Genomic DNA, 12,690 nt, shown 5'->3' on the forward strand with positions numbered 1-12,690 from the left:
GTAGAAGACGGCGGTGCGCCACTCACCCCCGCACCCTCCGCCTCCTCCCGCCCGGAGCCCCGCGCATGAGGGTCACCGACACCAGCGACCTGTGGTGGCGCACCGCCGTCTTCTACAACCTCGACGTGAAGACGTTCATGGACTGGGACGACGACGGCGTCGGCGACCTCGAGGGCCTCGTCCACCGGATCGACTACCTGGCCGAGCTCGGCGTCAGCTGCCTCTGGCTCGCGCCGTTCTACCGGTCCCCCGGCCGCGACAACGGCTACGACATCAGCGACTTCTACGGAGTGGACGAGCGCTTCGGGCACCACGGCGACGTCGTCGAGGTGATCCGGACCGCCCACGACCGCGGGATGCGCGTGATCGTCGACCTCGTCGTCAACCACACCTCGGACCAGCACCCCTGGTTCCAGGCCGCCCGCTCCTCCCCCGACAGCCCGTACCGCGACTACTACGTCTGGCGCGACGAGCCGCCCGCCGATCAGCCCGCGAACGTGTTCCCGGACGCGGAGGACGGCGTCTGGTTCCGCGACGAGGAGGCGGGCCAGTACTACCTGCACCACTTCTACCGGCACCAGCCCGACCTCAACACCGAGAACCCGGCCGTGCGCGACGAGATCGCGAAGCTCATCGGGTTCTGGCTGCAGCTGGGCGTCGACGGCTTCCGGGTCGACGCGGTGCCGTATCTGATCGAGCCCGGCGAACGCGACGAGCACGAGTGGCTGCGCCTGCTGCGCCGCTTCGTCTCGCGGCGCTCCGGCGAGGCGATGCTGCTGGGCGAGGTCAACGTGACCCGCGAGGAGCAGCTCGGCTTCTTCGGCGGCGAGGACGCGGACGAGCTGTCGATGCAGTTCGACTTCATCGGCAACCAGCGCCTCTACCTCGCGCTGGCCCGCGAGGAGGCGGCGCCGCTCGTCGAGGCGCTCGCGAGCCGCCCCGAGATCTCCGTCGGCAGCCAGTGGGCGAACTTCGCGCGCAACCACGACGAGCTCACCCTCGACCAGCTGAGCGACGACGAGCGCGACGAGGTCTTCGCGGCGTTCGCTCCGGAGCAGTCGCAGCGGATCCACGGGCGCGGCATCGTCCGCCGCCTCCCGCCGATGGTCGACGGCGACCCGCGCCGCGTCCGCCTGGTCCACAGCCTGGTCTTCTCGCTGCCCGGGACCCCGGTGCTGTACTACGGCGAGGAGATCGGGATGGGCGAGAACGCCGACATCCCGGGCCGCAGCGCCGTGCGGACCCCGATGCAGTGGAGCAGCGCCGCCAACGGCGGGTTCTCGCGTGCCGACGCCTCCGACCTGATCGCCGCCCCTCCCGGCGGCGGCTTCGGACCCGAGCACGTGAACGCGGCCGCGCAGCTCCAGGATCCGGACTCCCTCCTGGCCCACGTGAAGGGCCTCGCCTGGCTGTACCGGCGGTCGCCGGAGATCGGCTGGGGCGAGTACACGCACCTCCCCTGCGACGAGCCGAGCGTGCTCGCGCACCGGATGTCCGCGTCGACCGGCACGACCGTCGCGGTGCACAACCTGGCGTCGAACCCGCGCACGGCGCACCTGACGCTCCCCGACACCCCCGCCGGGGCGCGGCTGGTCGACTCCCTCGGCGGCGAGTCGCTCCCGCTCGGCGAGGACGGCGCCGTGTCGGTGCCCCTCGACGGCTACGGCGCGCGCTGGTTCCGCGTGGTCACGGAGGAGTCGCGCCGGCTGGTGTGAGCGGAGCGGAGGGGCAGGGCTCTTCTCGACAGTCCAGGAGTCGTCGCAGTCGCGCTCGAGTGCGACGACTACTGGACTCTCGAGGGAGGCGGGGCAGGAACGGAGGACGAAGGCACCCACCGCACGAAACGTTACGCACCCCAGTCCACGGCATCGTTGACGCCACCATCCTTCCCCGCCTACCGTGGAGCGCAACGTTTCGCCCCCGCCGCCGCACCAGGAGGATCCGCATGGCCCCCACTCCGCCGAGCCACCGCGTCCTCGCGAGCGGCAGCCGCATCCCCGCCATCGGCGCCGGCACGTTCGGCTCCGACCGCTACGACGCCGAGACCGTCGGCCTCGCGGTCGAGCACTCCCTCCGCGCCGGCTTCCGCCTCCTCGACTGCGCCACCGTCTACGGCAACGAGCCGCGCGTCGGCCGGGCGATCGCCGACTCCGGAGTCGACCGCGACGAGCTCTTCGTCATGTCGAAGATCTGGAACGACGCGCACGAGCCCGCGGCGGCCGTCGCCTCCGTCGAGCGCTCGCTCGCCGATCTCGGCCTCGACGTGCTCGACGCCGTCTTCGTGCACTGGCCCTTCCCCAATCACCACCCGCCGCACGCCGAGACCGACGCACGCGATCCGCACGCCCGCCCGTACGTCCACGAGGCGTTCCTCGAGACCTGGCGAGCGCTCGAGAGCATGGTCGACCGGGGCCTCGTCCGGCACCTCGGCACCTCCAACGTCACCATCCCCAAGCTCGAGCGGATCCTCGCCGACGTCCGCATCGCCCCGCAGCTGAACGAGATGGAGCTGCACCCCTGCTTCCAGCAGCCGGAGCTGTTCCGCTTCTGCCTCGACCACCGCATCCAGCCGATCGGCTACTCGCCGCTGGGCTCGCCGTCGCGGCCGGAGCGCGACCGGGTGGAGGGCGACATCGTCGACATCGAGCACCCCGCGGTGCGGGCGATCGCCGAGGAGCGGGGCGTGCATCCGGCCGTCGTGTGCCTCGCCTGGGCGGTGAACCGCGGCCAGATCCCGATCCCGTTCGCGGTGAAGCCGGAGCAGATCGAGGCGAACCTGGCCGCCGCCTCCCTGGTGCTCACGGCCGAGGAGCAGGAGGCGCTGCGCGGCGCCGAGCGCAACAACCGGCTGATCAAGGGCCAGGTCTTCCTCTGGCCCGGCAGCACCGGCTGGCTCGACCTGTGGGACGCCGACGGCACGATCCCGGGCTGGAGCGGCTACGGCTCGCCCCGCGCCACCCTATGACGTGGCCACCTACAAGGACCTGCAGCGGCTGACCGGCCTCTCCCTCTCGACCATCTCGAAGCACTACAACGGGCTCCCCGTGCGCCCCGAGAACCGGGCGGCGATCGAGGCGGCGGCCGCCGAGGTCGGCTTCCGCGTCAACGGCTTCGCTCGAGGCCTGCGCTCGCGGCGCTCCCGCACAATCGGAGTGCTGCTGCCCGCCCTCGACAACGAGTTCCACCTCTCGATCATCGCGGGCCTCGAGCGGGCCCTGCGCGGAGAGGGCATCGGCGTGCTGGTCGGCGTGAGCCGCCCCGAGCCGGGAGCCGCGGTCGACCTGCTGCTCGAGAAGATGGTCGACGGGATCGTGGCGGTGCCGTCCGCGGGCGACGTCGACGCGCTGCGCCGCGCCTCCGAGCAGGGCACCCCCGTGGTGGCCGTCGACTGGATCGACGACGCACTGGTCACCGATCGCGTCGCGCTCGACAACGCGGGCGCCGGCGCCTCCGCCGCCCGCCACCTCCTCGACCACGGCCACCGCTCGATCGCGGTGCTCGGCGGGGAGGACGGAGTGTCCTCCACCCGGGAGCGGACCGCCGGCTTCCTCGCCGCCCTGGCCGAGCGCGGCGTGCACCCCGCCGCCGACGCCGTGGTGCGCGGCCCGCTGACGGTCGAGAGCGGGGTCGCCGCCGTCGAGCGGATCCTCGCCCTGAGCCCCCGGCCGACCGCCCTGTTCGCGAGCAACCGCGAGCTGACGGTCGGCGCCCTGATCGCCCTCGGCGACTCCGGGCTGCGCGTGCCGACGGACCTCTCCGTCGTCGGCTTCGACAACGTCGAGCTGGCCCGCGTGGTCCGCCCGCACCTGACCACGATCGCCCAGCCGACGGAGGCGATCGCCGCCGAGGCCGCCGCCCTCGTCCGCCTCCGCCTCGACTCCGGGGCGGAGCAGCCCGGCCCCCAGGAGCGGAGGCTTCCCGGCCGCCTGCTCGCCGGCTCGTCCGTCGCCCACCTCCACGACCTCTAGGAGCTCCTCTTGCTGACCACGACCCTCCTCCACCCCGAGATCCTGCACGCGCTCGCCCGCGCGGGCCACGGCTCCCGCGTCCTCATCGCCGACGGCAACTACCCCGTCGGCACCACGCTCGGACCGAACTCCGCCCTGGTGCACCTGAACCTCCGGCCCGACATGCTGACCGTCGACGAGATCCTCGACGCCCTGCTCTCGGCGATCGTCGTCGAGGAGGCGACGGTCATGACCCCCGCGCCCGGGATCGACGTCCCCGCGCAGGACGCCTTCCGCCGGTCCCTCGACGGCGTCCCCTTCACCTCGCTCGAGCGGCACGCCTTCTACGCCGAGGCGCGCACGCCCGACGTCGCGCTCACCATCGCCTCGGGCGACCGCCGCATCTACGCGAACCTCATCCTCACGATCGGCGTGCGCCCGGCCGACGCGTCCTGAGCGGGCGGGCGGGGCGTCGTCCCGTCCGACCCCGCTCCCTGAGAGTCCACGAGGCGTTCTCACGGCCGGCATCCCTACTCTGGTCGGCGTGGATCTCGACACCCTCCTCAACATCGGCCTCGTCGTGCTGTTCGTCCTCCTCGGAGGCGTCTTCGCGGGCACCGAGATGGCCATCGTCAGCCTCCGCGAGAGCCAGGTCCGCGCGATCGAGGCCGGCAGCGAGCGCGGCCGGCGCATCGCCGAGCTCGTCCGCAACCCCAACACGTTCCTCTCCGCGGTCCAGATCGGCGTCACGCTCGCCGGCTTCTTCTCCTCGGCGTACGGCGCCTCGACCATCGCGCCCGACCTCGTGCCGCCGCTGCAGTCGCTCGGCCTCTCGGCCTCCGCCGCCTCGACCGTCGCCCTGATCCTGATGACCCTCGTCATCGCGTACCTCTCCCTGGTGCTGGGCGAGCTGGTCCCCAAGCGCCTGGCGATGCAGAAGTCCGTCGCGTTCACCAAGGCCCTCGCGCCCCCGCTCAACGCCCTGGCGCGCCTGATGCGCCCCGTGATCTGGCTGCTGTCCGTCTCGACCGACGCCGTCGTCCGCCTCCTCGGCGCCGACCCGCGCGAGAAGGGCGAGAGCGTCTCGGCCGACGAGGTGCGCGACATGATCTCCAGCAACACCGAGATCCACGAGGACAGCCGCCGGCTGCTCACCGACATCTTCCGCGCGGACGACCGCCGCGTCGCCGAGGTGATGCGCCCGCGCCCGGACGTCGACTTCCTCCGCGGCGCGCTCAGCGTGGCCGAGGGCTACGCGGCGGTCCTCGACCAGCCGCACTCGCGCTACCCGGTGGTCGGCGACGACTTCGACGACGTGCTCGGCTTCGTCCACGTGCGCGACCTGATGTCCGCGTTCCCGGAGGCGGGCCGCGCCGGCACCGCGAGCAGCGTCGCCGACATCACCCGCCCGATCCTCGCGGTCCCCGGTACGACGAAGGTGCTCGCGGCCCTGCGCACCATGCGGCAGGACGGCCACCAGATCGCCGTCGTCATCGACGAGTACGGAGGGACCGACGGCATCATCACGCTGGAGGACCTGCTCGAGGAGCTCGTCGGCGAGATCTACGACGAGTACGACGGCGCCCGCCAGGCGGTCGACGCGAAGGCGGCCGAGCAGCTGCACGACGTCGACGGCGGGATGATCCTCGAGGACCTGGCGGAGCAGCTGGGCATCGAGCTGCCCGAGGGTCCGTACGAGACGGTCGGCGGGTTCGTCCTCGACCGGATCGGCCGTGTGGCCGTCGTGGGCGACTCCGTGCTCGTCGGCGACCACCTGCTCCGCGTGGCCGAGACGGACCGCTACCGCATCTCGCGGCTGACCCTCGTGCCGCAGCCCGCATCGGAGCCGAGCCCGCCGACGGCGCCCGCCGTCTGACGGGCGACCGGCCGCGCCTAGGGCAGAGGGCCCTCCACCCAGCGCGTGGCGGCGCGGCCGCGGGCTCCGGGCTGCGCGATCCACAGTCCGCCGGCGTGCGGATGACGCGCCCGTTCGTCCGCCGAGAGGTCGCGTGATGCGGAGGTGACGACCGCGATGTCCAGGTCCTCCCCCGCGAAGGCGATGCTGGAGGAGTGCGGGGCGTCGATCCTGATGCCCTCGCCCTCGACCGGGCTGCCGTCGGCCTCGAACACTCGAACGCCGCTCCCGCCCCAGACCGCGACCCACACGCGGCCGTCGGCGTCCACGGTCAGTCCGTCGGCGAACACGCCCTCCTCGAGCTCGACGAAGGGCTCGCGCGGGCCGTGCTCGGCGTCCGCGTAGGAGCGGCGGTGGATCACGCCCGACTCGGTGTCGGCCGAGTACAGCACGGAGCCGTCCGGCGAGAAGCCGAGTCCGTTCGAGAGCCGCAGGTCGTCGTCGAGCACGGTGACGGATCCGTCGTGCTCGATGCGCAGCAGGACGTCGTCGCCCGCCGACTCGCCGAGGGTCAGCGAGCCGACCAGGAGGCGCCCCTGCGGGTCGATCGTGCCGTCGTTGAAGCGGTGCCCCTCCGGCAGCAGCTCGGAGCCGCGCGTGAGGGAGCCGTCGACCTCCAGGATCGCGAGCCGCCGGGTCAGCGCGACGAGCGTCCGCCCGTCGCCCAGGGGCAGCGCGGCGCCGACCTGCTCGCCGACGTCGGTGCGCGAGATCGCTCCGATCCCCTCCGCGGTGACGGGGGCGGACAGGACCGCGCCGGCCTCGATGTCGACCCAGGTGAGGCGGGCGGTGTCCGGATCCCAGACGGGCCCCTCGCTGAGGACGTAGGTGGGGGTGCCCGCGGGCGTCGCGTCGATCATGCCTCCACGCTAGGCCGAGGAGGCGGGCGGTGTCAGGCCCCGCGGGACGGATCCGGGCTCGCGTCCACCGCGCCTCGCTCCGGATCCGGACCGATGAGCTCCGCGCCGCGCTCCGCCCCCGGGTGGGCACCGGTCCCCGGAATACACCCGCTCGGCGGTCCGTGACAAGGGGTGAATAGCCCGGCGATATGGAGCCGCCCGCGGGTCTAGTGTCGTCTCGCCGCGCTCGGGACAGCGTTCCTCCGCAACGACGCCGGGGCGACAGGAAGGCGCTCGCCATGTCGACATCCACCAGTCCGCGCGGCCCGGTCCGGAGCCTCGTGCCCGCCCGCATCGACAGGCTCCCCTGGACCCGCTTCCACTGGTCGATCGTCGTCGGCCTCGGCTTCTCGTGGGTGCTCGACGGCCTCGAGATCCAGATCGTCGCCTCCGCCGGCTTCGCGAAGGAGTTCGGGCTCTCGGCCTTCGAGGTCGGCCTGCTCGGCACGATCTACCTGTGCGGCCAGATCGCGGGCGCCCTGATCTTCGGGCGGCTGAGCGACAAGCTCGGGCGGCGCAAGCTGTTCATCCTGACGCTCGTCATCTACCTGGTCGCCAGCGGCCTGGCGGGACTCGCGCCGAACTACGTCTTCCTCGCCGTGTTCCGCTTCTTCGCGGGCATGGGGATCGGCGGCGAGTACGCGGCGATCAACTCCGCGATCGACGAGCTCATCCCCTCCAAGTACCGCGGCCGCGTCGACATCGCGATCAACGGCACCTACTGGGGCGGCGCGGCTCTGGGCTCCGCGGCCAACCTGTTCTTCCTGAACGACGCGCTCTTCGCCGAGAACGTCGGCTGGCGCCTCGGCTTCTTCCTCGGCCCGATCCTCGGACTGGCGATCATCTACCTCCGCCGCCACATCCCCGAGAGCCCGCGCTGGCTGATGACGCACGGCCGCGAGGAGGAGGCGGAGCGCACCGTCGACGAGATCGAGCGCCGAGTGGAGGCGGAGGGCGGCGTGCTCGAGCCTGTCGACGACGCGAAGGCGATCACCGTGAAGGCGACGGAGAGCATCCCGTTCCGCACCATCGCCCGGGTGCTGCTGCGGCAGTACCCGAAGCGGACGCTGGTGGGCGCGACGATGATGATCACCCAGTCGTTCCTCTACAACGCGATCTTCTTCACCTACGCTCTGGTGCTCGAGAACTTCTACGGAGTCGAGCAGAGCGCGATCTCGTACTTCTTCTTCCCGTTCGCGATCGGCAACCTCGTCGGGCCGCTGGTGCTCGGCCACCTGTTCGACGTGTGGGGCCGGCGGAAGATGATCTTCCTCACCTACGGCGTCTCGGGAGCGGTCCTGGCCGTCTCGGCGGTCCTCTTCAGCATGGACGTCCTGACCGCGACGACGCAGACGATCCTCTGGTGCGTGTCGTTCTTCTTCGCCTCCGCCGGAGCCTCGAGCGCCTACCTCACCGTGAGCGAGATCTTCCCGCTCGAGCTGCGCAGCCAGGCGATCTCGTACTTCTTCACCCTCGGCCAGATCGCCGGAGCGGTCGCCCCCGCCCTCTACGGCGCCCTGATCGGCGACGGCAGCGACCGCGGTCCGCTGACGATCGGCTATTTCGTCGGCGCCGCCGTGATGATCCTCGGCGGCGTGATCGCCCTGATCTTCGGCGTCGACGCCGAGCGCCGCAGCCTCGAGAGCATCACCGAGCCTCTGTCGACCGTGAAGTCCTGAGGGCGGATCGCCGCGAGGCCGGGAGCCGTCCTGAGGCGTCTCGGGGCCGACGTCTCGGAGCCGGCGCGGGCCGCCGTCAGTGGGCCGGGCGGTAGCCGGTCCGGTCGTCGGGGGTGATCGAGCGGAGGACGCGGGCGGGGACGCCGGCCGCGATGGTGAGCGGAGGAACGTCGCGGGTGACGACGCTGCCCGAGCCGATCACGGCCCCGTCGCCGATGGTGACGCCCTGGTTGATCGTGACGCCGCCGCCGATCCAGACGCCGTCGCCGACGACGACCGGCTTCGCGGTGCAGGCGCCGGCGGCGCGCTCGGCCGGGTCGAGGGCGTGGTTCGACGTGTAGATCGAGACGCGCGGGCCGAACAGCACGTCGTCGCCGATCGTGATGGGGGCGCCGTCGAGCAGGATGCAGTCGAAGTTCGCGTAGAAGCGGTCGCCGATCGTGATGTTGAACCCGAACTCGCACCGGAACGTCGGCTCGAGGTGCGCGTCCGCGCCCACCGAGGCGACGAGCTCGCGGAGCAGAGCCTCCCGCTCGACCGGGGGACGCCCGAAGCTCGCGTTGTACGCGTTCGAGGCGAGGACCGCCCGCTCGCGCGCGGCGACCAGCTCGGGGGTCATGTCGTCGTACACGGCGCCGGTCAGGATGTGCGCGCGCTGGTCCTCGAGGGTCATCGTCGTCCGTTCGTCGGTGTCGGCGCCCCGACGGGTGCCCGCGCCCACGCTACGGGGCCGCCGCGCGCCGGGACGCCGCCTCCTCCGCCGACGCACCGCTCCTGCAGCGGTGTCTCGATGACGGAGCGGCGTCTCGGCGGCATCCTGCAGCAGGAGCGGCACCTCGGCGCCGCCACGCCCCGGCCGCGCAGCAGGCGTCAGCCCACGTGCACGCCAGGCCGGCGGTCGCGGCGGGACTCCGCGCGGCGGAGGACCTCGCGGGTGACGGGGGCGACCTCGCCGGTGCCGGTGATGAGGAAGCGGAACATGTTCGAGATGGGGCCGCCCTCGGTCCACTCGAAGTAGACGTCCGGGATCACGCCGGTGAGGTCGCGGATCTCGAGCAGCACCGTGGCGATGGTGTTCGGGATGTTGCCGCTGGTCACCGTCAGCACGCGGAAGCCGTGGCAGACGCGGCCCTGCACGACCAGGTCCTCCTCGAAGTCGGAGGAGTCGGTGGTATGCACCTCGAGGAAGAGCACCGGGCCGCGCATCGGCAGGTTGCTGTCGCGCTGCTCCTCCGCCAGCTTGTCCCGGTACTCCGCCTCGGAGCCGTCGTCGGGCTCGTTCGCGAGGATGCGGATCACGCCGTAGTCGTCGGCGTCCGTGGTGAGGAAGTCGATCGCGGCGGCGTCGAACACCACGGAGGTGGCGCGCAGCTGGAACGAGCGGTGCACGCGCGAGACGAGCGAGACCGCGAGGATGCCGACGATGAAGACCGCCGCGATCCTCACGCCGTCGGGCCTCTCGACCACGTTCACGACCGTCGTGTAGACGAAGACCAGCGCGATGACCGCGAAGCCCACGGCGCGCTTGCGCTGCTTCCTGCGCTTCGCCGAGAGGAACACGGCGACGGACGCGGAGGTGATCAGCACCAGCACGCCGGTCGCGTAGGCCCCGCCCTGCGCGTCGACGTCGGCGCGGAAGAGGATCGTGATGACGAAGGCGACGACGGTGAAGACCAGCACGAGCGGACGGACGGCGCCGGCCCACTGCGGCGCCATGCCGTAGCGGGGCAGGTAGCGCGGGACGATGTTGAGCAGGCCGGCCAGCGCGGAGGCGCCCGCGAACCAGAGGATGCAGATCGTCGCGACGTCGTAGGCCGTGCCGAAGCCCTCGCCGAGGTACTCGTGCGCGAGGTAGGCCAGCGCGCGGCCGTTGGCCTCGCCGCCCGGCTGGAACTGCGCCTGCGGGATGAGCAGCGTGGTGACGAAGCTCGAGGTGATGAGGAACGCCGACATCGTGACGGCGGCGGTGATGAGCAGCCGCTTCGCCCCGCGGATGCGGCCGACGGGGGCGTCCTCGGTGTCGCCCGCGTCGCCGCGGATCTGCGGCATGACAGCGACCCCGGTCTCGAAGCCGGAGAGCCCGAGCGCGAGCTTGGGGAACACGATGAGCGCGATGCCGACCATGACCAGCGGATTCCCGTGCTGGGTCGTGAGCGCCGACCACCAGTCGCCGATGACGACGGGGTTCTCGGCCACGTGCCCGATCGCCACGGCGATCACGATCGCGTTGAGCAGGAGGAACACGGCCACGAGCACGACCGCGATCGAGATGGCCTCGCGGAACCCGCGCAGGAACACGATCCCCAGCAGGGCGATCAGCCCCAGCGTGAGCGGCACCTCCGCCCCGTGGAACCAGGCGGGGGCGAACGGGTTCTCGACCGCGTGCGCCGTCGCGTCGGCCGCCGAGAGCGTGATCGTGATCATGAAGTCGGTGGCCGCGAACCCCAGCAGCACGAGCACGAAGAGCTTGCCGCCCCACCAGGGCAGCAGGCGCTCGAGCATCGCGATCGACCCCTCGCCGCGGAAGCTCTCGCGGGCCACGCGGCGGTAGACGGGGAGCGCGCCGAGGAGCGTCAGCACCACCAGGACGATCGTCGCGAGCGGAGAGACGAGGCCCGCGGCGAGCGCCGCGATGGCCGGCTGGTAGCCGAGGGTCGAGAAGTAGTCGACGCCGGTGAGGCACATGACGCGCCACCACGAGTGCGTCCTTCCGGTGGCCGCGTGGGGGCCGGGGTGCGCTCCGGAGTCGTCGCGGAGGCCCTCGAGGAGCCACGCCTTCACCCCGCCCGCGCGCGCGGAGGAGAGAGGGGAGGGTTCGAGGGCGTCGGGGTCGCCACGGACGACGGAAGAGGTCACTGGATGTTTCTACTCGCCGTGAGGAGCGCGCCCGCCCGGAATGAGCGGATCCTCACGCTTTCCTCACGGGTAATCGGCTGGGGAGGGACGTCGGCGCGCGATCCCGCGTCGTGAGGGGGTCGTGAGCGTCGCGCGAGCGGACCGTGCGGATCGGCCCGGTGCGCGTCCGCGTTCCGTCAGGATCCCCTTGCACCCGCCGTCGCGGGCAGACGATGGCGCTCGTGCACCTGCTCCTCCGCCTCCTCGACGCCGGTCCCCGCTGGGGCCGCCACACCGTCGGCGCGAGCCGGTACGGCGTCGTCCGGAGCGAGCTCGTGGTCTTCGCGCCCGGCACCTCCGTCGAGGAGCGGAGGCGCCTCCGCCTGCACGCGGCCGGTCCGCAGCTGGTCGTGGCCGTGACGGCCGCCGGCGCCGTCGGGACGCTCGCGCTTGACCGGCTGCCGCTCCTCCTGCTGGCCGCGCTCGCCCTGCCGACCGCGTCGCTCCTGCTCCTCTCGGCCCGCTCGACCCGCCGCCTCCGCCGGGCCTGCGCCCGCCGGCTCGTGATCGCGGACGTCGACTCCCCCGCCGTCGCCGAGCAGGCGGCGATCGCGGCCGCGCTGCGGCGGGCCGACCGGCTGCTCGACGCCGGCGTCCTCACTCCGCTCGAGCACGAGGAGGTGTGGGCCTGCGCCCACGACCGGGTCGCGGGCCGCGTGGCTGACCGCCGCTCCCAGCCCCGGGCGGGAGGATCGGGGACGTCCGCCACCGATGGGAGCACCTCATGACCACACCGCGCCGCGCACTGATCCTCGTCGACGTGCAGCAGGAGTACTTCAGCGGTCCGCTCGAGATCCAGTACCCGCCGCACGCGCAGTCGCTGCCGAGGATAGCCGCCGCTTTGGACTCCGCCGCCGCCGCGGGCCTCCCTATCGCCGTCGTCCAGCACAGCGCGGGCGAGGGAGCGCCGATCTTCGACCCGTCGGGTCCGTCCTTCGCGCTGCACCCGGAGATCGAGAAGCGCCGCTCGGATTCGTGGAAGAACGTCACGAAGCAGTTCGGCACGGTCTTCGCGGGGACCGACCTGCTCGACTGGCTCCGCGAGCACGACGCCGACACGATCACCCTCGTCGGCTACATGACCAACAACTGCATCCTCGCCTCGGCCGCCGAGGCGGAGACGCACGGGCTCCGCGCCGAGGTCCTCTCGGATGCGACGGGCGCGATCGCGATCGCGAACGACGCCGGCACGATCGACGCGCACTCCCTGCACACCACGCTGATGGCGCTGCTCAACTCGAACTTCGCCGCCGTCGCCCCGACCACCGTCTGGATCTCGGCGCTGAAGGGCGAGTACACCCTCCCCATGAGCAGCCTGCCCGAGTCGGCGACGGCGGGCGCCGCTCGCTGACGGG

11 protein-coding genes are annotated in these 12,690 nt (G+C 72.3%); 8 read left to right on the forward strand and 3 right to left on the reverse strand.

The window, feature by feature from the left end; all coding sequences use genetic code 11:
* Positions 1-65: 65 nt before the first annotated feature.
* From C5C57_RS08290 to C5C57_RS08310, 5 genes are all read left to right on the forward strand, one after another.
* A complete protein-coding gene (locus C5C57_RS08290) occupies positions 66-1,715 on the forward strand; it encodes an alpha-amylase family protein (RefSeq protein WP_104248275.1) in 1,650 nt (549 codons plus the stop codon).
* A gap of 230 nt (positions 1,716-1,945) precedes the next feature.
* Positions 1,946-2,965 (forward strand): aldo/keto reductase, encoded by a 1,020-nt coding sequence (locus tag C5C57_RS08295; protein ID WP_104248274.1) that lies wholly within the window; start codon positions 1,946-1,948, stop codon positions 2,963-2,965.
* A 1-nt stretch (position 2,966) separates the two neighbouring features.
* Positions 2,967-3,968 carry a LacI family DNA-binding transcriptional regulator gene (locus C5C57_RS08300; RefSeq protein ID WP_104248273.1) on the forward strand — a complete coding sequence of 334 codons (1,002 nt, stop codon included), beginning with the start codon at positions 2,967-2,969 and terminating at the stop codon, positions 3,966-3,968.
* A 9-nt stretch (positions 3,969-3,977) separates the two neighbouring features.
* A complete protein-coding gene (locus C5C57_RS08305; RefSeq protein ID WP_104225080.1) occupies positions 3,978-4,403 on the forward strand; it encodes an RbsD/FucU family protein in 426 nt (141 codons plus the stop codon).
* 88 nt (positions 4,404-4,491) lie between these two features.
* Positions 4,492-5,823: a hemolysin family protein gene (locus C5C57_RS08310; protein ID WP_104233863.1), complete on the forward strand. Its 1,332-nt coding sequence runs from the start codon at positions 4,492-4,494 to the stop codon at positions 5,821-5,823.
* A gap of 17 nt (positions 5,824-5,840) precedes the next feature.
* Here C5C57_RS08310 and C5C57_RS08315 read toward each other — a convergent pair whose 3' ends face one another.
* Complete coding sequence (locus C5C57_RS08315) at positions 5,841-6,722, reverse strand: SMP-30/gluconolactonase/LRE family protein (protein WP_104239634.1); 882 nt, start codon at positions 6,720-6,722, stop codon at positions 5,841-5,843.
* 278 nt (positions 6,723-7,000) lie between these two features.
* Between C5C57_RS08315 and C5C57_RS08320 the strand changes: the two genes are divergently transcribed.
* Positions 7,001-8,440, forward strand: coding sequence for an MFS transporter (locus tag C5C57_RS08320; protein ID WP_104225083.1), 1,440 nt, complete (start codon positions 7,001-7,003; stop codon positions 8,438-8,440).
* Positions 8,441-8,516: 76 nt separating this feature from the next.
* Here the strand turns inward: C5C57_RS08320 and C5C57_RS08325 are convergent, their stop codons facing one another.
* Together C5C57_RS08325 and C5C57_RS08330 are read right to left on the reverse strand one after the other, a co-directional pair.
* A complete protein-coding gene (locus tag C5C57_RS08325; protein ID WP_104248278.1) occupies positions 8,517-9,113 on the reverse strand; it encodes a sugar O-acetyltransferase in 597 nt (198 codons plus the stop codon).
* 197 nt (positions 9,114-9,310) lie between these two features.
* The gene (locus tag C5C57_RS08330) at positions 9,311-11,296 is read right to left on the reverse strand and encodes an amino acid permease (protein ID WP_374953599.1); all 1,986 of its coding nucleotides are present in this window, start codon (positions 11,294-11,296) and stop codon (positions 9,311-9,313) included.
* 221 nt (positions 11,297-11,517) lie between these two features.
* On the opposite strand from C5C57_RS08330, the gene C5C57_RS08335 reads away from it, so the two are divergent.
* Both C5C57_RS08335 and C5C57_RS08340 read left to right on the forward strand, forming a co-directional pair.
* Positions 11,518-12,063: a DUF6611 family protein gene (locus C5C57_RS08335; protein WP_146082394.1), complete on the forward strand. Its 546-nt coding sequence runs from the start codon at positions 11,518-11,520 to the stop codon at positions 12,061-12,063.
* A complete protein-coding gene (locus C5C57_RS08340; RefSeq protein WP_104297487.1) occupies positions 12,060-12,686 on the forward strand; it encodes an isochorismatase family protein in 627 nt (208 codons plus the stop codon). The genes C5C57_RS08335 and C5C57_RS08340 overlap by 4 nt, the downstream gene beginning before the upstream one ends.
* Positions 12,687-12,690 lie beyond the last annotated feature (4 nt).

This window comes from Rathayibacter sp. AY1C5, from assembly GCF_002931705.1.
GTDB lineage: Bacteria > Actinomycetota > Actinomycetes > Actinomycetales > Microbacteriaceae > Rathayibacter.